The sequence below is a fragment of the Neisseria weixii genome, assembly GCF_042658245.1.
Classification (GTDB): domain Bacteria; phylum Pseudomonadota; class Gammaproteobacteria; order Burkholderiales; family Neisseriaceae; genus Neisseria; species Neisseria weixii.
This window is the reverse complement of the sequence record NZ_JBHSPY010000015.1, coordinates 1-21,707: the sequence shown is the minus strand read 5'-3', so window position 1 is coordinate 21,707 and position 21,707 is coordinate 1. Positions and strand designations below refer to the sequence as shown.

At 48.1% G+C, this 21,707-nt stretch carries 21 protein-coding genes and 3 pseudogenes; 8 read left to right on the top strand and 16 right to left on the bottom strand.

The annotated features are described in order from the left end of the window. Positions 1 to 238: 238 nt before the first annotated feature. Positions 239 to 1,390, bottom strand: a complete 1,152-nt coding sequence (lpxB, locus tag ACFPVS_RS08360) for a lipid-A-disaccharide synthase (protein ID WP_123804122.1) — start codon at positions 1,388 to 1,390, stop codon at positions 239 to 241. Positions 1,391 to 1,545: 155 nt separating this feature from the next. On the opposite strand from lpxB, the gene ACFPVS_RS08355 reads away from it, so the two are divergent. The 4 genes from ACFPVS_RS08355 (at position 1,546) to ACFPVS_RS08340 (ending at position 3,957) form a co-directional block, all read left to right on the top strand. Next, positions 1,546 to 2,217 (top strand): XRE family transcriptional regulator, encoded by a 672-nt coding sequence (locus tag ACFPVS_RS08355; RefSeq protein WP_378595629.1) that lies wholly within the window; start codon positions 1,546 to 1,548, stop codon positions 2,215 to 2,217. Positions 2,218 to 2,442: 225 nt separating this feature from the next. Further along, positions 2,443 to 2,592, top strand: a complete 150-nt coding sequence (locus ACFPVS_RS08350; protein WP_158608757.1) for a hypothetical protein — start codon at positions 2,443 to 2,445, stop codon at positions 2,590 to 2,592. A 30-nt stretch (positions 2,593 to 2,622) separates the two neighbouring features. Continuing rightward, positions 2,623 to 2,892: a hypothetical protein gene (locus ACFPVS_RS08345; RefSeq protein ID WP_123804124.1), complete on the top strand. Its 270-nt coding sequence runs from the start codon at positions 2,623 to 2,625 to the stop codon at positions 2,890 to 2,892. 813 nt (positions 2,893 to 3,705) lie between these two features. Beyond that, entirely contained in the window at positions 3,706 to 3,957 is a 252-nt protein-coding gene (locus ACFPVS_RS08340; RefSeq protein WP_123804125.1) for a hypothetical protein, read from the top strand. Positions 3,958 to 4,031: 74 nt separating this feature from the next. Here the strand turns inward: ACFPVS_RS08340 and lpxA are convergent, their stop codons facing one another. The 10 genes from lpxA to frr all read right to left on the bottom strand — a co-directional run bounded on the left by lpxA (position 4,032) and on the right by frr (position 14,370). Continuing rightward, a complete protein-coding gene (lpxA, locus tag ACFPVS_RS08335; protein WP_123804126.1) occupies positions 4,032 to 4,808 on the bottom strand; it encodes an acyl-ACP--UDP-N-acetylglucosamine O-acyltransferase in 777 nt (258 codons plus the stop codon). Between the two features lie 82 nt (positions 4,809 to 4,890). Then, positions 4,891 to 5,340: a 3-hydroxyacyl-ACP dehydratase FabZ gene (gene fabZ, locus ACFPVS_RS08330; RefSeq protein ID WP_123804127.1), complete on the bottom strand. Its 450-nt coding sequence runs from the start codon at positions 5,338 to 5,340 to the stop codon at positions 4,891 to 4,893. Positions 5,341 to 5,350: 10 nt separating this feature from the next. Further along, entirely contained in the window at positions 5,351 to 6,409 is a 1,059-nt protein-coding gene (lpxD, locus tag ACFPVS_RS08325; RefSeq protein WP_378595626.1) for a UDP-3-O-(3-hydroxymyristoyl)glucosamine N-acyltransferase, read from the bottom strand. A gap of 163 nt (positions 6,410 to 6,572) precedes the next feature. Next, positions 6,573 to 7,085 (bottom strand): OmpH/Skp family outer membrane protein, encoded by a 513-nt coding sequence (locus tag ACFPVS_RS08320; RefSeq protein WP_378595644.1) that lies wholly within the window; start codon positions 7,083 to 7,085, stop codon positions 6,573 to 6,575. A gap of 70 nt (positions 7,086 to 7,155) precedes the next feature. Further along, entirely contained in the window at positions 7,156 to 9,549 is a 2,394-nt protein-coding gene (gene bamA, locus ACFPVS_RS08315) for an outer membrane protein assembly factor BamA (RefSeq protein ID WP_123804130.1), read from the bottom strand. 4 nt (positions 9,550 to 9,553) lie between these two features. After that, positions 9,554 to 10,894 carry an RIP metalloprotease RseP gene (rseP, locus tag ACFPVS_RS08310; protein WP_378595624.1) on the bottom strand — a complete coding sequence of 447 codons (1,341 nt, stop codon included), beginning with the start codon at positions 10,892 to 10,894 and terminating at the stop codon, positions 9,554 to 9,556. Positions 10,895 to 10,968: 74 nt separating this feature from the next. Next, entirely contained in the window at positions 10,969 to 12,147 is a 1,179-nt protein-coding gene (gene ispC / locus ACFPVS_RS08305) for a 1-deoxy-D-xylulose-5-phosphate reductoisomerase (protein ID WP_378595622.1), read from the bottom strand. 43 nt (positions 12,148 to 12,190) lie between these two features. Next, on the bottom strand, positions 12,191 to 12,988 hold the full coding sequence (locus ACFPVS_RS08300) for a phosphatidate cytidylyltransferase (RefSeq protein WP_123804133.1): 798 nt from the start codon (positions 12,986 to 12,988) through the stop codon (positions 12,191 to 12,193). 4 nt (positions 12,989 to 12,992) lie between these two features. After that, complete coding sequence (locus ACFPVS_RS08295) at positions 12,993 to 13,739, bottom strand: isoprenyl transferase (RefSeq protein WP_378595619.1); 747 nt, start codon at positions 13,737 to 13,739, stop codon at positions 12,993 to 12,995. Positions 13,740 to 13,812: 73 nt separating this feature from the next. After that, complete coding sequence (gene frr, locus ACFPVS_RS08290) at positions 13,813 to 14,370, bottom strand: ribosome recycling factor (RefSeq protein WP_123804135.1); 558 nt, start codon at positions 14,368 to 14,370, stop codon at positions 13,813 to 13,815. 479 nt (positions 14,371 to 14,849) lie between these two features. Between frr and ACFPVS_RS08285 the strand changes: the two are divergent. Further along, a pseudogene (locus ACFPVS_RS08285) lies at positions 14,850 to 15,260 on the top strand (IS1595 family transposase); the annotation flags it as partial. Between the two features lie 142 nt (positions 15,261 to 15,402). Further along, on the top strand, positions 15,403 to 15,537 hold the full coding sequence (locus tag ACFPVS_RS08280; protein ID WP_378595617.1) for a hypothetical protein: 135 nt from the start codon (positions 15,403 to 15,405) through the stop codon (positions 15,535 to 15,537). A 143-nt stretch (positions 15,538 to 15,680) separates the two neighbouring features. Here the strand turns inward: ACFPVS_RS08280 and ACFPVS_RS08275 are convergent, their stop codons facing one another. From ACFPVS_RS08275 to ACFPVS_RS08265, 3 genes and pseudogenes are all read right to left on the bottom strand, one after another. Beyond that, positions 15,681 to 17,111 (bottom strand): OmpP1/FadL family transporter, encoded by a 1,431-nt coding sequence (locus ACFPVS_RS08275; RefSeq protein WP_123804136.1) that lies wholly within the window; start codon positions 17,109 to 17,111, stop codon positions 15,681 to 15,683. Between the two features lie 202 nt (positions 17,112 to 17,313). Further along, complete coding sequence (pyk, locus tag ACFPVS_RS08270) at positions 17,314 to 18,786, bottom strand: pyruvate kinase (protein WP_123804137.1); 1,473 nt, start codon at positions 18,784 to 18,786, stop codon at positions 17,314 to 17,316. A 158-nt stretch (positions 18,787 to 18,944) separates the two neighbouring features. Next, positions 18,945 to 19,590 (bottom strand): annotated as a pseudogene (locus ACFPVS_RS08265) (IS1595 family transposase). Positions 19,591 to 19,800: 210 nt separating this feature from the next. Here ACFPVS_RS08265 and ACFPVS_RS08260 point away from each other — a divergent pair. Both ACFPVS_RS08260 and ACFPVS_RS08255 read left to right on the top strand, forming a co-directional pair. Then, a complete protein-coding gene (locus tag ACFPVS_RS08260) occupies positions 19,801 to 20,295 on the top strand; it encodes a hypothetical protein (RefSeq protein ID WP_123804138.1) in 495 nt (164 codons plus the stop codon). A gap of 114 nt (positions 20,296 to 20,409) precedes the next feature. Continuing rightward, positions 20,410 to 20,714: pseudogene (locus ACFPVS_RS08255) on the top strand (transposase); the annotation flags it as partial. 470 nt (positions 20,715 to 21,184) lie between these two features. Here the strand turns inward: ACFPVS_RS08255 and ACFPVS_RS08250 are convergent. Together ACFPVS_RS08250 and ACFPVS_RS08245 are read right to left on the bottom strand one after the other, a co-directional pair. After that, entirely contained in the window at positions 21,185 to 21,472 is a 288-nt protein-coding gene (locus tag ACFPVS_RS08250) for a ComEA family DNA-binding protein (RefSeq protein WP_096296184.1), read from the bottom strand. Between the two features lie 50 nt (positions 21,473 to 21,522). Next, the coding region (locus ACFPVS_RS08245) for a hypothetical protein (protein ID WP_378595614.1) at positions 21,523 to 21,707 on the bottom strand (185 nt) is incomplete at its 5' end.

The window sequence follows — 21,707 nt, the reverse complement described above, 5'->3', positions numbered from 1 at the left end:
AATAGAAATACGAATTAGTTTCAATATTTTCGCTTACTTTTTTATAAATTTTTGCAATTAAAAAATATTAAAAGCTCAGAAAATTGACGACTATCTCAGATAACTTGACCCTACATTCCAAAAAATTATAAAATCAACTCGTTAGTTTGGTTGGATCGATGGACTGGCAACAGTGTTATACCCTTCCAAACGCGAGTTTATCCCCCCGTTGAGCAATCAACGGGGGGGTTTCGTTTTTTCAGACGGCCTTCACTTGCGCCAACACCGCTTCTGCAGCCAGCGCGGTGGTATCTTTTTTCAGCAGCTCATGCAGCGCATGAAAATCCTGTTTCAATTGCGCCACCGCTGCCGGATGGTCGTACCAATGCGCCACCGCCGCCGCCAGCTTCTCCGGCGTGGCATCGTGTTGCAGCAATTCCGGCACGGCTTCTTTGTTCAGCAGAATATTCGGCAGCCCGACGTGCGGCACGTTGACTTTGCGCTTCACATAAGCATAAGTCAGCGGCGAAATCTTGTAGCTGATCACCATCGGCCGCTTGCACAAAGCCACTTCCAGCGTGGCCGTGCCGCTCGTCACCAACACCACATCGGCGGCGGTACACACCACATCGGATTGCTTGTCCACCAAAGTCAAAGGCAGGCTGGCAAATTCCGCTTGCGCCAAAATTTCGTTCAAACGCTTGCCAGTGGCGGCGGTGGCCGCCGGCAACACAAACTGCGCCTGCGGATATTTTTCCAGCAGCAATAAGGCCGTCTGAAAAAATATCGGTGCCATATAATCGATTTCGCTCACACGGCTGCCAGGCATCAAGGCGAACACCGGAATGTCAGACGGCAAACCGAGATGCGCCCGCGCCGCTTGTTGGTCGGCTTCCATTGGCATGGTTTGCGCCATCGGATGCCCGACAAACGCCGCCTGCCCGCCCGCTTCCAGATAAAGCTGCGGCTCCATTGGGAACAGGCACAATACTTTGTTGACCTGATGCACAATCTTATTCACCCGCCCGCGCCGCCACGCCCACACCGACGGGCTGACATAATGCACGGTCGGAATCCCCGCAGCTTTGAGTTTCTCCGCCACGCCGAGATTGAAATCCGGTGCATCAATGCCGACAAACACATCAGGCTTGATACGGATTAAATCATTCACAATGCCTTTGCGGATTTTCAGGATTTCCGGCAGCCGCTTCACCACCTCGACAAAACCGCGCACCGCCAGCTTTTCTTGGTCATACAGGCTCTCAAAGCCCTCTGCCTTCATGTGCTCGCCGCCGATGCCGATAAATTCCGCGTCAGGGCAACGCTGTTTCAAAGCACGGATTAAATGCGCCCCGAGCAAATCGCCTGAAGCCTCGCCGACGCAGATGGCGATGGTTAGGTTTGTTTTCATGGTTTGATCAGACTGATTAAGTTGTCGGTATTTTAACAGATGGATACGGAAAGGCCGTCTGAAAGTTTCAGACGGCCTAATTTTAAAATTAAATTTGATATTAAAGTCAGGGTATTTTAATATTGTAAATTTCAAACCACTACACAACGGACATTATGGAAACCATACATACCCGAATCCGCCAAATGAGACAGCAAAAAGGTTGGACATTACAGCAGCTCGGCGATGCGGTCGGTGTAACCGCACAAGCTGTCAAACACTGGGAAGATGAAAACAGCAAGGTTATTCCCCGTGCCAAAAGATTGGAAAAAATTGCCGAAGTATTAGATGTCAGTCCCGTGTGGCTGCAATTCGGCAAGGATACCCTTTTACCCGAACATTCACCGGTAGCTGTACAAGAATACAGTCAGGGTTCCGACACCCATCACGAAATAGGTTTCTATGACTACAAATTATCGGCAGGCAGCGGAAATTTCGTCTGGATAAGCAACCACAAAGAAGACCCGCTGCTGTTCCGACAACGCTGGTTTGCGGCCAAGCGGTTAAATCCTGAAAACCTGCGCGGCATGTATGTGCGCGGCGACAGTATGGAGCCCGAACTCAAAGACTGGGATACGGTATTAATCGATATTTCCGATTTGGATATTGCCGACGGAGAAATTTACGCATTCGTGTTTAAAGAAAAGTTTTACATCAAACGTATCCGCCAAACCGAAGACGGCCTGCTGCTTATCAGCAGCAATCCCGATTACGAACCGATGACCGTCGGTTTTGACAATGCCGATAAATTCCAACTGCTCGGCAGAATGGTCTGGCGCGGCGGATAGTCAAATAAATTTTTAAAATCACCTTTCCGCAGGGCATGGCTCTGCGGTTTTTTTATTTTAAAAATCAACAATTAATTAATTTTTAAAATAAATCTAAAATAATACTTTGCATTTATAAAATTTAATTTTAAATTTACTCCGTCAGTCAGGCACTGGCACAAAAAAAGTCTGAATATTCCTAAGTTTTCAGACTTCATTCAAAAAAATTAAAACAGGAGAAATAAAATGAATTTTAAAAATAAATTCAAACTGACCGCAGCCGCAATCTGCTTACTTACCGTAACCCTGATTGCCGCCTGCTCATCTTTCAAAAACCAAGGCGATGTCAATCTGCAGGCCGATAACCCGCAGCTGAACGCTACCGTTACAAAGTAATCATGCCAAGTCTATAAAGGAGAAATTAAAATGGCTCAACATAACTTTACTGATAACGACTTCAAAATCGCCGTAAGCGGCCTTATTGATGCAATTTGGGGGAAAGGCGTCGTTGCCGCCAACCGTCCTGAAAATGTCAATGATGATGTGATTCAAGTCGTAGAAGACGTGGTAAACAGTATTAAAACCTGTTCGAAACGTATGCTTGCAGTAGATGTGACATACAATTTTCTATATACTGCACCAGGTTCGCTGCGGGAAATGATGGTCGGGATAATTGCCGATATGGTTGGCGCATGACCCACTTACAACCTATAAGGGGTGGCTAAACGTCATCCGCAGTAACCGCCAATATCGCAGCTGTATCAATACAGCAGCATTATATCATCGTTCCCGCTTAGAAATGGCTTTCTTGGGCATATGAGAAGCAGGAGGCATCGGCATTATGTGGCACCGTATTTCGGAATTTATGAATAACCTGTTTCGAAAATACAAAAAACCCGTCTGTGTATTAGTCGTCAGCGGTATCATATATAATATTTTCGGTGTGAGTAATGAATGTGGTATGCGCTGTCCGGCACCGCCGATGACTTCTTTTGAAAATTTCTTATCTACTGTTTTTCATATTATTATTTGGGTTTGTGTCATTTGGATTGTTATTATTCATATGACTGATAAACACAATGATATGTAAGCTGTAAAGCCGTGCAGACCGCACGGCTTTTTTAACAATAGACAGTATTGAACTGTTAGGACTCTAAACACTAAGAACGCAGCCATTGATAAAATAATATCAATGGCTGTTTCAATTACAACACATCAGTAACAAATGCCGCTATAAATGCAAAAAATGCAGACCACCCTATTTTTATGACCGTCATCATAAAAAACCAAAGGAATCAAAGAAAGTGCAAACAACCCGACAAGCCAATAAAATACTTCTATAAAAAATGCATTGAACATTTCAAGCATTCCAACAAAGCCTACGTTTATCTGATTTTTTTCGGCATGACATTTTTAATTTTTCTCTAAATCATTGAACCGTCAATAGAAGAACACTATAAACCCTTCTCCATAGAAATGGCTTGGGCATCTGACTATAGGGAATAAGGCATGATATCAGACACCATTTTGGATTTTATCCGCAATATTTTCCAAAAATACAAAAAACCCGTTATTATTTTGGTTATCAACGAAGTCATTTATTATATTTTCGGTGTAACCAATGAATGCGGTGTACGGTGTCCTATGCCGCCGATGACTGCGCTGGAAAACCTGCTGTCTACTGCCTCATCAGTTATCATGTATGCCTGTCTTTTGTGGATAATGGTTATCTATATGTCCGACAAATACGATAAGATGTAGGTACAGGCAAACCGGACAAAAGGCCGTCTGAAAAACATTTTTCAGACGGCCTTTGCTATTTTTTTATAACCTAATCAACGGATAATGCCGCGCGTGGATTCGGCGAAAAAGTCTTTAAACACGGCCAATTCGGATTGGGTCTCTGCACGTTTCAAAATGTCGGCTTTGGCTTCTTCAAACGGAATGCCGCGGTGGTAGATGGTTTTGTATACGTCTTTCACGCTGGCGATTTGTTCGGCGCTAAAGCCGTTACGGCGCATGCCTTCGCTGTTCAAGCCCGCAGGTTCGGCGCGGTAGCCTGCGGCCATGAAATACGGCGGCACGTCTTTATGCACGCCGGCGGCAAACGCGGTCATGGCGTAGTCGCCGATATGGCAGAATTGGAACACCAGCGTATAGCCGCCGAGAATCACATAATCGCCGATGGTGACGTGTCCGGCCAAGCTCGCGTTGTTGGCGAAAATGGTGTGGTTGCCGACAACGCAGTCGTGCGCCAAGTGGCAGTAGGCCATAATCCAGTTGTCGTCGCCGATGCGGGTTTCGCCGATGCCGGTCACGGTGCCGAGGTTGAAGGTGGTGAATTCGCGGATGGTGTTGCCGTTGCCGATAATCAGGCGGGTCGGTTCGTCGCGGTATTTTTTGTCCTGCGGGATTTCACCCAAGCTGGCAAATTGGAAAATGCGGTTGTTTTCGCCGATGGTGGTGTGGCCGTTAATCACGACGTGCGAACCGATTTCGGTGTTCGCGCCGATTTGCACGTTCGGGCCGATCACGGTGTAAGGCCCTACTTTCACGCTGGAATCGAGCTGGGCTTTGGGGTCGATGATGGCGGCCGGGTGGATGAGGGACATGTTATGCTCCTTATTTCAATGAGGCCGTCTGAAAAGGTTCAGACGGCCTGTTATCTGCTGCATAAGTGGCAACGCTAAAAGTTTATACCACGCGCTTGGCACACATGATTTCGGCTTCCACCGCCACTTGGCCGCCTACTTTGGCCACGGCGTTGAATTTGCCGATACCGCGTTTGCTGGTGATGAGTTCGACTTCGAACACCAGTTGGTCGCCCGGAATCACTTGGCGCTTGAAACGGGCGTTGTCGATGCCGGCGAAGAAGAAAAATTCGTTGTCTTTGCGGCCTCCTTCGCTCAAGATGGCCAGCGTGCCGCAGGCTTGCGCCATGGCTTCGATAATCAGCACGCCCGGCATCACCGGCAAATCCGGGAAATGACCTTGGAATTGCGGCTCGTTCATGGTGACGTTTTTAATCGCGGTCAGGCATTTCATCGGCTCGTAAGCGGTAATGCGGTCGAGCTGTAAAAACGGGTAGCGGTGCGGAATCAGTTTTTGAATATCTTTTGCTTCAATCGGTAACGTGAAGTCCATGATTTTCCTCTTATTTTTCAGAATCAGTGTGGATTGGGTTATCGGTGCCCAGTGTTTTTTCCAGCTGCTTGAGACGCTTGTGCATGTCATTCAGATGGCGGATGTGTACACCGTTGCGCACCCATTCTTTATACGGCATGTCAGGGAAGATGCCGGCAATGTGCTGCCCCGGTTCGGTAATGCTGTGGGTCAGGCTGGTACCGCCGCCGATGTTGGTTTTGTCGGCGATTTCGATGTGGCCGACCGTGCCGACACCGCCGCCGATGATGCAGTAATTGCCGACGGTTACGCTGCCGGAAATGCCTGTTTTGGCCGCAATCACGGTATGCGAACCGATTTTGCAGTTGTGGCCGATTTGGATTTGGTTGTCGATTTTGGTGCCGTTGCCGACGGTGGTATCGCTCATGGCTCCGCGGTCGATGTTGGTATTGGAACCGATTTCGACATCATCACCCAAGGTCACGCCGCCGGTTTGCGGGATTTTAAACCATGAGTCACCGGCAAAGGCCAAACCAAAACCGTCGGCGCCGATAACCGCACCGGAATGAATTTCCACGCGCCTGCCCAAGGTGCAGCCGTAGTAAATCACGGCGTTGGGGTGAATCACGGTTTCTTCGCCCAAAGTGCAGTCGTGTTCGACCACGGCATTGGCCAGAATACGGCAGTTTTCACCCAAAACAGTATTAGCACCGATATAGACGTTGGCACCGATTTCGCAACTGGCCGGCACAGTCGCACTCGGCTCAATCACGGCAGTCGGATGCACGCCGCCGGTGGCTTTCACGATGGGGGAAAACAGGCGCGCCACTTTGGCGAAATAAAGATAAGGGTCAGCCGCAACAATCAGGTTGCGGCCACTGAATTCATCAGCAGATTTGTCCGATACGATAATCGCACCGGCTTGGCTGTCGTGCACATCGGCTTTGTATTTCGGGTTAGCCAAAAAGCTGATGTGCGTGGCATGTGCTTCGGCCAATGGGCGCACGGCTTCAATGGCAATATCGTCGCCACGCCATTCGCCGCCAAGCTCGGCCACAATTTGGGAAAGGGTGTAGGTTTGTGAAGTCATGATGGGACTTTCAGGCCGTCTGAACGCTTGCAATGATACGCGCCAACGGCAAAAAGATGATTTGCGGCCAGTCGCAACAGGCCGTCTGAATCGAAAAACAATAAGGCTGATGGCTGCGCAATGTTTTCAGACGGCCTATGTTATTTTAAGGCCGTCTGCAGCCTTATCGTGCATTCATCGCTTTAATCACGCTGTCGGTGATGTCATATTTGCTGTTGACGTAGATGACGTCCTGCAAAATCACGTCATAGCGTTCTTGCTTGGCCAATTCGAGAATCACGCGGTTGGCGTTTTGCTGCAAAGCGGCGAATTCTTCATTGCGGCGCAGATTGTAATCTTCCGCCAACTCGGCTTGTTCACGGCGGAAACGCTGTACCATGTCGCCCCATTGCTTGGCAAGCTTTTCACGCGCTTGGCCTTGTAAGCTGTTGTCAGCCAGCTTTTTCTCTAAATCCGCACCTTGTCGCTGCAGCTTTTGCAAGTTTTTTTGGCGACTGTTGAATTCTTTTTCCAGCTTGGCCTGAATGCCTTGCGCTTGTTTGGATTCAAGATACACGCGCTCGGTATTGATAAAGCCGAGTTTCTGCACAGCTTCGGCCGCTGCCGCTTGCGCCATCAAACCAAAGCCCAATACCGCGGCGCCGCCCAAACGGATGACTGTCGATAATGTTTTCATCATCAATTCCTTTACATTCTTGTGGCGAGAAACCTAGGCCGTCTGAAAACCTTCAGACGGCCTGCCTGAATCAGAATGTAGTACCCAATTGGAATTGGAAGCGTTGGATTTCATCGCCTTCTTTTTTCTTAATCGGATAAGCATAACTGAATTTCATCGGACCCAAAGGCGAGAGCCAAGTCACCGCCGCACCAGCAGAGTAACGCAACTCTTCTTTGAAGGTTGACTTGTGGCTGGTGCCCATACCATAGACATTTTGTGTCGCACCGTTCGAGTAATAAGTGTCGTTGTCTGAATCGGTATAAGTTTTACCGTCCCACACGCTGCCGGCATCGGCAAACAGGCTCAAACGCACGGTGCGCGCATCTTTAATGCCCGGCATTGGGAACAGCAATTCAGCCGATACGTTGGCTTTACGGTTACCGCCGTAGCTGATTTTATCGCCGTATTCGTCATACACTTTCGGCCCTAAGGTGCCGCTTTCAAAACCGCGCACCGAGCCTAAACCGCCGCCGTAGAAGCTTTCAAAGAACGGCATGGTTTTGGTGCTGCCGTAGCTGTTGCCGTAGCCGACTTCACCGCCCAACATCAGGGTTAAATCTTTGCTCAATGGGAAGAACCAAGTCTGATTATGGGTCAGGGTGTAGTATTTCAAATCGCTGCCCGGCAAAGCCACTTCACCGTTAATGCCGGTCAGATAGCCGCGGCTCGGCCACAAGGCATTGTCGGTTTTGTTGCGTCCCCAACCGATGGTGCCTTTATACAGCCAGCCTTTGTAGCTGCCGATTTCGCTGCCGGTGTGTTCGCTCATAAACTCACGGTAACGTTTCGGCGCACCGGTATAGGTGTTTACCTTCAAATGCTCGGCTGCCAAACCGAAATTCACGCGGTCGTATTCGGTAATCGGCACACCCATGCGCAAGCCGCCGCCGACGGTGGTGGTTTGATACTGTTTCGCGCTGGAAGAGGCTTTGCGCGGGTCGTATTTGCGACCGTAAATGTCGTAGCCCAAGCTCACACCATCGGGAGTGAAATACGGATCGGTAAACGACAGCGAACCGTTGAGCGTAGTTTTACTGCGGGACAAACGGGCGGAAGCGGATTTACCGGTGCCGAACAAGTTATCCTGCGCCACACCGGCAGAAACCACCATACCGGTATCCTGTACCCAACCTGCGCTCAAATCCAAAGAGCCGGTCGAACGTTCGGTCAGGCTCATGTTCAAATCCACTTGGTCAGGTGTACCGGTGACCGGTTTGGCATCGAATTGCACGTTGTCAAAGTAGCCCAACAATTCCACACGCTCTTTAGAGCGTTGCAGCTTAGACGTGTCGTAAGGCGCGGCTTCCATCTGACGCAATTCACGGCGAATTACTTCATCACGGGTTTTGTTGTTGCCGGTGATGTTGATTTCGTTCACATAGACTTTGCGGCCCGGTTCGACGTGCAACACAAAATCCACCACTTTGGTTTCCGGATTCGGTTGCGGCTGTACATTCACTTCGCTAAAGGCATAACCCGCCGTACCCATGCGGTTTTGGATGCCTTCCAGCGCAGTCACCATCTGCTGGCGCTCGTACCACTTGCCTTCTTTCATTTTCAGCAGTTTGTACAAATCTTCTTTCGGCACTTCGCGGGTGTCGCCTTCAATGCGCACCTTACCCCAACGGAAGCGCTCGCCTTCATCCACCACCACTTTGATGGTTTGCTGGGTTTTGTCTTCGTTGGTTTGAATATCGGTATCCACAATGCGGAAGCCGAAATAGCCGTTGTTTTGATAGAAATCATTCACGCGCTGCATGTCTTGCGCGAATTTTTGTTCGTTGAATTGGTTGCTCTTGGTCAGCCAAGTCCACATACCGCCTTCGCTCAACGACATTTGTTTCATCAGTTTGCGGTCGGAATATTTCTCGTTGCCTTCAAACTCGATGTTGGTAATTTTGGTCGATTTACCTTCTTCCACCGCGATGTCGATGGAAACGCGGTTGCGCGCCAGCTTGGTCACGGTCGACTTGATTTCCACCGACTGCTTACCGCGGCTCATGTATTCCTGTTTCAGGCTGGAAATAGCTTGATTCAAAGTCGCTTGATTGAAATATTGAGATTGTGCCAAACCGAATGCTTCCAAGTTTTTCTTGATGGCATCGTTTTGCAGCATTTTCGCGCCGGTGATGTTCAAGGTGGCGATGGTCGGGCGCTCAACCACAGTCAGCAGCACTTGGTTGCCCAAGGTTTCAACGCGCACATCGTCAAAGAAACCGGTGGCATACAGGTTGCGGATGATTTCCTCACTGCGCTCGTCGCTGAAGTTGTCACCCACTTTGACCGGCAGGTAGTTGAACACGGTGCTAGGCTCAGTACGTTGCAAACCTTCGACACGAATATCCTGAATGGTGAAATCGGCCAATGCCAAAGGCGTCAAACCCAACATCATCAAAGCAGAAGCAATCTGTTTTAATTTCATACAATTATCCAAACAAACGATTAATATCATTAAAGAAAGCCACCGCCATCAACATCAGCATGGCAGCCAGGCCAAATCGTAAGCCGATAGCCTGAATGCGCTCGCTCAACGGCTTTCCGCGTATCCATTCGGCGGTATAATACACCAAGTGACCGCCGTCTAAAACAGGCACCGGCAGCAAGTTGAGAATACCCAAACTGATGCTGACCAAGGCCAAAAATTCCAAATAACTCTGCAGGCCCAAAGACGCTGAACGGCCGGCGACATCGGCAATGGTCAATGGCCCCGAAACATGGCTGGCCGAAGCGTTGCCGGTAATCAGCTTACCGAAAAATTTCAAGGTGGTGGCTGAATAGCCGAGCATTTTATCCCAGCCCATCCGAAAGGCTTCGCCAACCGACGGGGTATATTGGAAGCGAACCTGCTTATCCCACGCTTCGTCACGCTGAGCGGCGACGCCGACACGGCCGACCAAGGTGCCGTCTTTCAATTCCACCGTATTCGGGCGTAAGGCCGTCTGAAAGATTTGACCGTCGCGCTCATACACCACTTCCAACTTCTTGCCCGGGCTGTCGCGGAACAATTCCGTCCAAGCCTCCCATTCGCCGATTCCGCGTCCATCAGCACTGATCAGCTTATCGCCTGCTTTCAAACCGGCTTGCTCGGCCGGGCTGCCTTCTTGCACGAATCCGACATGGTTGGTGATTTTAAAAGGCCACAGGCCGATGTTGCCGTTATTTTTCGCAATTTTACCCGCTTCCGGTGTGCCGGCAGCATCAATCACGCGTGTCGCTTCTTGACCCGAGGCCGTCTGAACAGCCACGTCCACTTTACCGGCTTCCACGTTCAAAATGATTTCGGTCTGGGCATCGCTCCATTCGCCGACAGTGGTTCCGTTGACCGATTGGATTTTATCGCCCGGCTGAAAACCTGCTTTGGCGGCAATACTGGCCGGCTCGACCATGCCGACGTATGGGCGGATTTCGGTCACCCCGAAAGAAAAACTCAAACCATACAGCAACACCGCCAAGGCCAGATTGGTCAGCGGACCGGCGGCGACAATAGCGATTTTCTTGGCCGGATGCTGCTTGTCGAAGGCATAAGGCAAGTCTTGTTCCGACACGTTGCCTTCGCGCGTATCGACTATTTTGACATAGCCGCCCAAGGGAATCGGCGCCAAACACCATTCGGTGTCGCCGCGTTTTTTGGTCAGAAACGGCTTACCGAAGCCGACAGAAAAGCGCAATACTTTCACGCCGCACCAACGTGCCACAATGTAATGGCCGAATTCGTGCAGGCTGACCAGAATCAGAATCGCGACGATAAATGCTAATAAGGTTTGCAAAAAAATCCCCTGATATTTTGATGTTGTGTGTTTCAGACGGCCTTAATGATAAACATGCCGTCTGAAGATTATTTTCAACGGTTAATGCATTCTTGCGCTTGAATGCGTGTGCGTGCGTCTTGTGCCAGCAGGCTTTCGATATCGTGCAGGCCGTCTGAAACATTGTGTGCCAAACAATCGGCCACCACTTTGGCAATGTCGGTAAAACGGATTTTGCCGTCTAAAAACGCTGCGACGGCGATTTCGTTGGCGGCATTCAACACGCAGGGGGCGGCACCACCGGCGTGCATGGCTTCGTAAGCCAGCTTCAAACACGGAAAGCGGTCGAAATCAGGCTTTTTAAAGGTTAAAGCCGATAAACTGTCGAAATCCAACGCGCCTACGCCCGATTCAATACGCTCAGGCAAGCCCAAGCAATAGGCAATCGGTGTGCGCATATCCGGATTGCCCATTTGCGCCAGTACCGATCCGTCAAGATAACGCACCATGCTGTGAATCACGGATTGCGGGTGAATCACCACTTCGAGCTTCTCGGGCGGACAATTAAACAGCCAATGCGCTTCAATCAGCTCCAAGCCTTTATTCATCATCGAAGCGGAATCCACCGAAATTTTCTGCCCCATACGCCAATTCGGATGTTTTACCGCTTGCGCCGGCGTGATGTTGTCGAATGCAGCCAAATCGGTTTCGAGAAACGGCCCGCCGGAAGCGGTGAGAATAATCGATTGGATGCCATGTTCGTTCAGACGGCCTTGATAATCGCGCGGCAACACTTGGAAAATGGCATTGTGTTCGCTATCAATCGGCAACACAGTCGCACCGTTGGCTTTGGCTGTTTCCATAAACAGTGCGCCGGATACGACCAGGGTTTCTTTGTTGGCCAGATAAATAGTTTTGCCTTTTTCTGCGGCGGCCAAAGCGGAAGGTAGCCCGGCGGCACCGACAATCGCGCACATCACGCCGCTGACTTGCTCGTCACCCGCCACATCGATCAAGGCTTGCGGACCGTGCAACACTTGGGTTTTACAGCCCTTGGCCTGCAGCAGGTTTTGCAACTTCGCTGCGTGTTCGCCATCGGCCACCACCGCATATTCGGGTGCAAATTGCACACATTGCGCCGCCAATTTCTCAACCTGTTTGTGTCCTGCCAACGCGAAAACGCGGAATTTGTCAGGGTGACGCGCAATCACGTCTAAAGTGCTGACGCCAATGCTGCCGGTACTGCCTAAAATGGTGAGAACTTGTGTGGTCATGGTTTGATTTCTGCTTAGGCCGTCTGAAATGTTCAGACGGCCTTTAATTCAAAATTGCTATCATCGCGGCATATACGCTCAATACGGCAATCAGGCTGTCCACGCGGTCGAACACGCCACCGTGGCCGGGCAACAGATTGCTGCTGTCCTTGATACGGGCGGCGCGTTTGAGCCAGCTTTCCAACAAATCACCGCACACGCTGACCACAGTCAACACAAAACCAATTAGCAGTACATTCAACCAAGTGGTTTCAAACGCTAACCAATTTACATACCATACCCAAGTCATGTATAAAGCCACGCACACCATGCCGCCGACGGCACCTTCCCAGCTTTTTCCCGGGCTGATGTTCGGTGCGATTTTGTTTTTGCCGAATGCTTTGCCGGTGAAATAAGCGAAAATATCGGCTACCCACACCAAACCCATTACCGCCAGCAGCGACACGGCGCTTTCAGGGCCGGAGCGTAAATCGACTAAGGCGTACCAAAACGGCAGCATCAACATCCAGCCGGTGGCATAAGCTTGCCAACCGCCTTTGAGCGTCCATTTCTTCTTCAGCCAAAGCGGCATAACCAGCAGCCAAAACGCCAACACGGCATACCACACCACGTTTGGCAGTTTCCAATCGCCCAAATAGGCGACGATACCGAAAATCAGGCTGGCCACGATGAAATGGTTGATTTGGATTTTGCTCAAGCCGCTCATGCAGGCATATTCCCACAGAGCCAACAGTGCAATCAGGCCGCTGAATGCCGCCCACAGGCCGTCAGGTGCGTAAAACAGCATCCCCAACATCACGGGCAGCAACACGAGTGCGGTAAAGATTCGTTGTTTCAACATCGTTTCAACCCCTTTGCTGCTCGACCGGCAATTGCTCGGAAGTACGTCCGAAACGACGTTCACGGTTTTGGAAAGATGCAATGGCTGCGCTTAGGGCTTTTTCGTCGAAATCCGGCCACAGTACGTCGGTAAAATACAGCTCGGCATAAGCCATCTGCCACAATAAGAAATTACTGATGCGGGTTTCGCCGCCGGTGCGGATAAACAAATCCGGCTCGGGCGCATCACCCAGCATCAAATGGCGGCTGATAAGCGCTTCGGTGATTTCGCTATGGCCTTCGGCCACCACCTTATTGGCCGCCTGCAAAATATCCCAGCGGCCGCCGTAATCGGCGGCAATGCTTAAGGTCAGGCCGGTATTGTTGGCCGTCAGCGCTTCAGCCGCTTCAATGCCCGCCACAATATCGGCATGAAACCGCTCGCGGCTGCCGATAATTTTCAAGCGCATATTGTTTTCGTGAAGACGCTGCACCTGTTTTTGCAGAGCCTGCAAAAACAGCCCCATCAGAAAAGAAACCTCATCTTCGGGGCGGCGCCAGTTTTCCGTTGAAAAGGCAAACACGGTCAGGTATTGCACGCCCATTTCGGCACAATGCTTCACCATGGTCTCAAGCGCATCGAGGCCGCGTTTGTGCCCCATTACGCGGGGAAGGAAGCGTTTCTTCGCCCAGCGGCCGTTGCCGTCCATAATCACGGCAATGTGACGCGGCACGTCGGTATGCGCCAAAATTGTCTGCGTACTGCTGTTCATGTTTGCCTCATCAGGAGAAAGACTGCAAAGACAGGGCAGCCCGCCCCGCCTGTTCAAATCCCAAAATCAGGATTTAGATGGCCATCAAATCTTCTTCTTTGGCAGCCAAAGTTTTGTCCACTTCGGCGATGTATTTGTCGGTCAGCTTTTGCACCGCTTCTTCACCACGGCGCGCATCATCTTCCGGCACTTCTTTTTCTTTCAACAATTTTTTAATGTGGTCATTGGCATCACGGCGCACGTTGCGGATAGACACGCGGCCTTCTTCAGCCTCACCGCGCACCACTTTAATCAAATCTTTACGACGCTCTTCGGTCAACATCGGCATCGGCACGCGAATCAAATCGCCCACCGCCGCAGGGTTCAGACCCAAGTTAGAATCGCGAATCGCTTTTTCCACTTTCGCCGCCATATTGCTTTCAAACGGCTTCACGCCAATGGTGCGTGAATCGATCAAAGTTACGTTAGCCACTTGGCTCACCGGCACCATGCTGCCCCAATATTCCACTTCTACTTGATCCAATAAGCCGGTATGCGCACGGCCGGTGCGGACTTTAGACAGGTTTTCCTTCAATACTTCCAACGAACGCTGCATTTTGCTTTCAGCAGTTTTTTGAATATCACTAATCATTTCTTAGCTCACTTATTATTAAAATCAAACAGATAAGGACTCAGGCCGTCTGAAACACACTTCTGGGGCGCACAAATCGGCTTAATAACGTTGAATAGTACCGTTATTAAGGCATTCCGACAAGCCAAACCGTTCAGACGGCCTTGTTTTTTAACCAATATTTAATATAGTGAAAGCCAAATATCCGTCTGAATCATCACTTTTCCAAACAACCCCAACCTAATAATCGGGCCATCTGAAAAAATCATTTCAAGCCAGACTGCAAACCATCGGTCTTTTACCCTTTTGCCCCGGTATCAATATGTCTTACCACGGCTGCGCCAGCACTACTTCCACACAGCAGGCTGCTTGTTGCTGTTGTAAAGGCAAGCCGAATTCGTCTTCATCCGTAAAATCGGCAACTTCAAAACAGAAGTTATGACTCAAGTGATCGCCGTTCAAAGAGATGATTCAAACAATCACACGGGATAACGGCCAGCGGACAACAGGAAGGCAAATGCGGTTGTGGCGCTGCCGGTCAAGTAGTTGTTTTGGGTATTCTAAAACGACAAGGCAAGGTTTACACCATTGTTTTTGAAAATACCAAACAAGATACTTTACTTCCTGTTGTTAAACGAAAAAGAATATTTGACGGTATTGTTTATACCGGCTGTTATAAGAGTTATGATGCACTTAGATGTGGGTGAATTCACTCATCATCACTTCAATCATTCACAGATTTTGCAGACCGTCAAAACCATATCAATGGGATTGAAAACTTTTGCAATCAGGTAAAACGTGTTCTACGCAGATACAATGGAATTGACCGTAAATCTTTCCCATTGTTCTTGAAAGAATGTAAATTTCGTTTTAACTTCGGCACACCAAAAGAGCAATTGAACATTTTGTGAATTTGATGTGTTGTTTAGGGCTGACCTAATACAGCCTTAATTTATTTTGAGCGGATTTTGGTATTGGCATTTGAGTGTTGCACCTAAAATGCGAATGTACGATCCTTTTAAGTGACATTACCCTGAATTATAAAGGAAAAACATGAAAACTTATTTCACCATCAGCTTGATTTTGCTGCTCTCCGCCTCCGCCGGCAGCCTGTCTGGCAGCAGCTCGGAAATATACGGAGAAATTAAAACAGGCTTGGAAACCTCGCACACGCGTATCGCTAATTGATGTTTTGCGTATATCAAACAGATTTGAAAATTGCGCAAAATGTTGTCAACAGTCAATAAATATAAACACAGGCCGTCTGAAAAAGAATTTTACCCTTTCAGACGGCCTGTTTGTGTCACAGCCTCATTCAGCTTGCTCTATTTTTAGCGGAATTTATAACTGTATTGCACGCCCAAGATATTGGCGTAGTTATTAAATTTCGCCGTTGCCGTTCCTTTACTGTCGACATTGTCGCCGGTAGAAGCGGCTGCGTTAAAAGTTGTATCGTTGATATGAATATGGCTGTAGGCGACGTCAAAGACATGGTTTTTGCGGTATTGGTATTTGGCACCGACCGAATACCAAATGCGGTTGCCGTCAGGCAAGGTATTCAAGCGGCTTTCTGCACCACGCACAGGGCTTTGGTCAAAGGCGATACCGGCACGCAATTGCAAGGGTTCGCTGTATTGATATGAACCACCGATGGCCACTTTGTAGGTGTTACGCCAGTTCGGTGTGATAATGGTGCGGTCGGATTGCTTGCCGCCGCCGATGTTTTTGGTGTTTTCAAAGACCAATTCTGCCTTATTGAAACGGCTATGGCGTGTCCAAGTGATATCCCCAAACAGGTTCAGCTTATCAGTTGCTTTATACATGCCGTGTACCGACAAAGATTCAGGCGTCACGATTTTAACCGAAGCTTTTTCGTGCGGTACATAACCGTTACCGCCTTCGGCAACCGTTTTGCCAATCAAGGCCGGATACGCGGCCTGCACCATGGTTCCATCAGCCTGCCACTCGGCTGTACCTTCCAGCTTGTGTTCTACTTTCGAACGATAGTTCACACCGACACGAGCACGCTCATTCACATCCCACATCCATGCCAATTGGTAGCCAAAACCCCAGTCTTTGCCTTTCACATCAGCATGACCGTCGGCTTGACCGGTAGCGTCCACACTTACTTGTCTGCCCGCACGCTGGCTGGCTTGATAGCTGGCCAATCCGCTCACTGAACCGGTGGCATCCCAGTCGGCATATTTACGCAATTCGGCAGTCGAATATTGGGTAATCGCACCGACACCAATCGAATGTCGCGGATGAAATTGATAGGCTACTACCGGTTCGACAGCAATGGTGGTCAAGCCCAATTGGTTTAAATGATGACGTAATACCGAATCTTTGCTGTATTCGGTTGACGAGCCAAACGGCACATACACGCCCACGCCGACGGTGACATCATCATTCACTTTATAGGCACCGTAAGCATGCGGGGCAATCACGATATCATCGGTAATTTTGCCGCCGGTTTCACCGTTGACCTTACCGCCACGGCGGTAAGTTGCCTCAGCAGCGCTATATTTGATGTGTGGCGCCACAGCATTGATGGCCGCGGTAATTTCGTGTTTTTCCAGCTTAGTCAAACCGGCCGGATTGTAGAAAATGGTAGACGCATCAGCCGCTTCCGCAGCAGCGGCATTGGCCGTGCTTTGTGCGGTTACCGATTGGGTACCGAAATGATAACCTGAAGCTTGGGCGGCGGTGGCTGCAAATGCTAGGGCCACGCCCAAGCTAATTTTTTTCAAAGACTTTTCCATAATGAGTATCGTCAAACATAAAAAGGCCGTCTGAAACAACCATGTATATAAAAATAAAATTAGTGTAGCTGCTCGATTTTATAATAGCTTGTGCGCGAATAACAGTTTTTTCTACTTTTTGTCTATCTTTCAGTTACATTGTGCTACTTTTATGCAAAACACAAAAAAAGCAGGCTGAAACAGCCTGCTTTCGGACATAAAGTTACTTCACTTGCAACACTTCCAACATATTGGTCGAACCTGATTCACGCATTTTTGAGCCGCTGGTGATGATGTATTGATCACCGGATTTCAAAATATTATGCTCGATTAAGGCGGCTTCGACTTCATTCAAGGCTGTGCTGTGGTCGGTGCTGGTTGCCAGAATCATTGGGCGCACACCGCGGTACATGGCCATGCGGCGTTGTGCCGAAATGCTTGGGGTCAAAGCAAAAATCGGCAATTGAATATTGTGACGGCTGATTTCAAAAGCAGTCGAACCGCTTTCGGTCAAGGCTACAATCGCTTTGGCATGAACGGCACGTGCTACACTGACTGCCCCTGCTGCAATGGCTAAATTGGTGCTGACCGCTTCTTTATCTTCAATCACTTCCGATACACCGTTCAACGAATCCTGCTCTTTTTCGGCTGCAGTGCAAATCATAGCCATTTGGGTTACCGTTTCAAACGGATACGCACCTACTGCGGTTTCTGCTGAACACATTACGGCATCAGTACCATCCAGTACGGCATTGGCCACATCGCTCACTTCGGCACGGGTCGGTACCGGATTGGTGATCATACTTTCCATCATTTGGGTCGCGGTAATGCTGAAACGACGCAATTCACGCGCACGGCGAATCATGCGTTTTTGCAGCGCAGGCACCGCTGCATGGCCGACTTCTACGGCCAAATCACCACGTGCGACCATAATGCCGTCTGAAGCGAGAATAATTTCATCCAAGTTTTCAATTGCTTCTACGCGTTCGATTTTCGAAACCAAGCCCGGACGCACGGCATTGCTGCCCTGCATTTCTTCTTCTACTTTGGCGCGGGCGAGATGCAAATCTTCAGCCGATTTGACAAAACTGATGGCCAAGTAATCGCAACCGATGGCAATCGCGGTTTTCAAATCACGGAAATCTTTTTCGGTTAACGCACCGGCCGACAAGCCGCCACCCGGTTTGTTGATGCCTTTGTTGCTTTTCAAAACATGGCTGTTGGCTACCGTTGTAATAATTTTACTTCCCTCAACCGAGTCAACAGTCAACGTCAACAGACCATCGTCCAACCACAATACATCACCCGGCTTCACATCATTCGGTAAGTCACGGTAATCCAAGCCCACTGCTTCACGCGTGCCTTCTCCTTCCAATGCCGCATCCAAAACCAGTTTTTCTCCCTGATTCAACTGAATGCTGCCGCCGGCAATTTTACCAACACGGATTTTAGGCCCTTGTAAATCAGCCAAAATCGCAATTTCTTGCCCGGCACGTTTGGCTGCCTCACGCACAATGCTCGCATTTTCCTGATGAAATTCTGCAGTGCCGTGACTGAAATTAAAACGAACGACATTCAAGCCACCCACGCGAATCATGTCTTCAAGCAATTGAACATCATTGCTACCGGGGCCCAGTGTGGCCACAATTTTGGTATTGTGGCTGATACGAGTTATATCGCGTTTTACGGTATTCATTGAAATCCTTTCTGGTAAGACTACTGTTATTAATAAACAAATTGTACCCTGAAATTATTTTATTTTGGTATAAAATTACAGAATTTGTAATTCAAACCAAACTTTTAGCAATCTTTTTTCTATCTTGCCATGATAAAGTAAGGGGCTGTACTAGATAACTAGAATAAATTCTGCTTTACTAATTGTTTTAAAATGGAACAAGAGACTTTATCTCACTGTGGTTAAAACGCCATTCACATTCCTTCAAATACAGCTCAAAATGCTCTTTGGGAATGCCGTTAAACTTACGTAAGCGGCGTTTTGCCTGATTCTAAAAGTTCTCAATCCCGTTGATGTGATTTTGCCGATCAGCAAAGTGTGTATTGTAATTGATGCGAAAGTGGCTAAACTCACATCAAGTACGTCATAGCTTTTGTAACAATCAGTGTAAACAATACTGTCAGGCTTTACTTGCTCACGTATTACCGGCAATAAAGTGGCAGTTTGTGTATTGGGCACAGCAACGGTGTAAACCTTGCCGTTGCGCTTCAGAAGCCCGAATACAGCGACTTTGCCGGCTGCACCGCGACCACGTTTGCCTTTGCGCTGTCCGCCAAAACAGCTTTCATCAACTTCTACTCCGCCATCAAACATTTCCGGATGCGGGCTGTTATGGAAAATCAGTACGCGCAAACGATGAAAGCAATAGGCTGCCGTGTTTTTATTAACACCGGCTAATTGAGCTGCAGTACGGGCAGTAACACCCGCAATAAACAGTTCAATCAGTTTGTTTTGCTTGTACTGACTTAAACGGCTTCTTCTCATAGGGATTATTCTAACTTGAAATTAGATTTCCCTGGTTATCTAGTACAGCCCCTAAAGTAAAATTTGCCGGCTGTTACATGGCATGTCAAATAGCACATAAACCATTATAGTTTGCCATTTAATACATATTTTTTACATGGGCAAATAGCCAAATTTGTACTGAATAAGGTATTATATTTTTGTAATTTATACATTAATTTTTCATCAATAATGAACCGCTTACTTACCTCACTTCCGATTTGGATCATTTTGACAGACATGATTTACGGCTTAGGTTTAAATATTCTCCAAAGCGTGGGGCGACAATCCGGCCAAACACAAATTGATACCGTAACGCCCGATATTGCCTTCAGCAGTTTGCAAGTTATCTCCAACGGTGGGATGATTCTTATCATTGGTTTCGGCTTAATCGTTTTACTGCAGCTCAACCGAACCGTATTACAAAAAAAAATCTTACCCATTGGAATTTTCAGAACATTAGGGTTAATTGCCGTATTAGCGGTTAGCTTGCCATCGCTATGGGAGTGGTTATGGGCAATAACATCGCTTTTCTCCGGTAACAATGTATTCAATTTTAATAATATTCGCTATTTAATCAGCGCTTTATGCTTGCCGGCCATTGCTTTGCTTTGTATATACCGTTTATTTGGCTGGTATCGCTTACACAAAACGTTACCGGCACCAACTACACAAGCATCACCATAAAACACAAAATTTTAAAAAATTAGTATAAGTAAGATCTCTAGACTAGCAGAACAACTCTGTTAGTCTAGAAAAATAAAATACAACAACAAGTTAAGCACATATCAGCTTAAAATAACTGAAATTATTTCCTACTGTAAAAATCATACGCTTCAGTCAGTTATACTTGAGAAAGTCTGTTTGGCAAGCATCATTTAATCTGGATAGGTGCTGTGGTTACAGCAGTTTAGTTGATGTAGGCTTTCCAAAGCACCTGCGCACCAATCACGAAAAAACCGAGTTTGCCGAATACAAGTGGCACATCAACGGTATCGAAAGTTTTTGGAGTTTTACCAAACGCAAGCTTGCTAAATTCAACAGTGTTATCAAAAATTTCGACCTTGCATCTGAAGGAATGTGAATGGCGCTGGAAACGCTATTAGAATGAGTTGTAAGTGGTGCTCTGAAAATTCTTAAAAAGCAAAATTCCACAAATCTGCTGGACTGGAACCTTGTCTGTTTTTACATAATAGAAACCTTTGTAACACTTCCCAAAATCCTCTAAATTTCCCTAACATCGAGCCCGAGAAATTTAGAGGATTTTTGGGTGTTTGAGAAGTACCAAGTTACTTTGCATGGGTTTTAAGAAGGGTTTTGCAAAGGTCTCAGTCTATTCGATTCCGAACTCAAATACAGCCTTATTACCCGAAAAGTTGAAAAAGCTATCGAAAAAAAGCTTACTTGGCAACCTAAGTAAGCTTTTTTGATTTTGGTTAGGATTTTGCAAAGATCTCGGTCTAGGTTTTATCTAAAAATTAACCTAATATATACCAAAGCAAAAGGCCATCTGAAACACGTGTGTTTCAGACGGCCGCTCCCCACCTGCTCTATGCCCTTACCATCAGCCACAACCCTACTTTTTCACCGCAGTCTGCGCAGTTTTCTTAGCAGGCGCAGCAACAGTGGCTTCATTCTTCAGTTTCGAGAAGATGCCTTCCCCAATACCTTTGACGTTTTTCAGTTCGTCCAAGGTCTTAAAGTTACCATGCTGTTTGCGGTATTCTACAATCGCTTTGGCTTTGGCCGGACCTACTCCCGGCAGTGCGGTCAGTTCACTCTCGGAAGCGGTGTTGACGTTCACCGCGGCAGCAGAGACGGAAGCAACTAAAGTGGTCAGTGCGTAGAAGATGATTTTCTTCATCGGATTCATGCGTTTTCTCCTGAATATGTTGATAATACCGTAAATTATATTTACTCAATATCAATAACGCAAACTTTATCTGCTGACCGTTTCAGAATTGTTTCATCATCACCACACTTTGGCTGCATACTTGCCGGGCGTAAAGAAGCCCCTGACAGAGTCAGAGGCTTCGGAATGGGTGTTTGGCAGTGACCTACTTTCACATGGAAGAACCACACTATCATCGGCGCTGAGT

What these genes read in the sequence shown, in the direction of transcription:
- lpxB (WP_123804122.1), bottom strand. Translation starts at nt 1,390, where the DNA reads ATGAAAACAAACCTAACCATCGCCATCTGCGTCGGCGAGGCTTCAGGC.
- ACFPVS_RS08355 (WP_378595629.1), top strand. Translation starts at nt 1,546, where the DNA reads ATGGAAACCATACATACCCGAATCCGCCAAATGAGACAGCAAAAAGGT.
- ACFPVS_RS08350 (WP_158608757.1), top strand. Translation starts at nt 2,443, where the DNA reads ATGAATTTTAAAAATAAATTCAAACTGACCGCAGCCGCAATCTGCTTA.
- ACFPVS_RS08345 (WP_123804124.1), top strand. Translation starts at nt 2,623, where the DNA reads ATGGCTCAACATAACTTTACTGATAACGACTTCAAAATCGCCGTAAGC.
- ACFPVS_RS08340 (WP_123804125.1), top strand. Translation starts at nt 3,706, where the DNA reads ATGATATCAGACACCATTTTGGATTTTATCCGCAATATTTTCCAAAAA.
- lpxA (WP_123804126.1), bottom strand. Translation starts at nt 4,808, where the DNA reads ATGTCCCTCATCCACCCGGCCGCCATCATCGACCCCAAAGCCCAGCTC.
- fabZ (WP_123804127.1), bottom strand. Translation starts at nt 5,340, where the DNA reads ATGGACTTCACGTTACCGATTGAAGCAAAAGATATTCAAAAACTGATT.
- lpxD (WP_378595626.1), bottom strand. Translation starts at nt 6,409, where the DNA reads ATGACTTCACAAACCTACACCCTTTCCCAAATTGTGGCCGAGCTTGGC.
- ACFPVS_RS08320 (WP_378595644.1), bottom strand. Translation starts at nt 7,085, where the DNA reads ATGAAAACATTATCGACAGTCATCCGTTTGGGCGGCGCCGCGGTATTG.
- bamA (WP_123804130.1), bottom strand. Translation starts at nt 9,549, where the DNA reads ATGAAATTAAAACAGATTGCTTCTGCTTTGATGATGTTGGGTTTGACG.
- ispC (WP_378595622.1), bottom strand. Translation starts at nt 12,147, where the DNA reads ATGACCACACAAGTTCTCACCATTTTAGGCAGTACCGGCAGCATTGGC.
- ACFPVS_RS08300 (WP_123804133.1), bottom strand. Translation starts at nt 12,988, where the DNA reads ATGTTGAAACAACGAATCTTTACCGCACTCGTGTTGCTGCCCGTGATG.
- ACFPVS_RS08295 (WP_378595619.1), bottom strand. Translation starts at nt 13,739, where the DNA reads ATGAACAGCAGTACGCAGACAATTTTGGCGCATACCGACGTGCCGCGT.
- frr (WP_123804135.1), bottom strand. Translation starts at nt 14,370, where the DNA reads ATGATTAGTGATATTCAAAAAACTGCTGAAAGCAAAATGCAGCGTTCG.
- ACFPVS_RS08280 (WP_378595617.1), top strand. Translation starts at nt 15,403, where the DNA reads ATGAAAACTTATTTCACCATCAGCTTGATTTTGCTGCTCTCCGCCTCC.
- ACFPVS_RS08275 (WP_123804136.1), bottom strand. Translation starts at nt 17,111, where the DNA reads ATGGAAAAGTCTTTGAAAAAAATTAGCTTGGGCGTGGCCCTAGCATTT.
- pyk (WP_123804137.1), bottom strand. Translation starts at nt 18,786, where the DNA reads ATGAATACCGTAAAACGCGATATAACTCGTATCAGCCACAATACCAAA.
- ACFPVS_RS08260 (WP_123804138.1), top strand. Translation starts at nt 19,801, where the DNA reads ATGAACCGCTTACTTACCTCACTTCCGATTTGGATCATTTTGACAGAC.
- ACFPVS_RS08250 (WP_096296184.1), bottom strand. Translation starts at nt 21,472, where the DNA reads ATGAAGAAAATCATCTTCTACGCACTGACCACTTTAGTTGCTTCCGTC.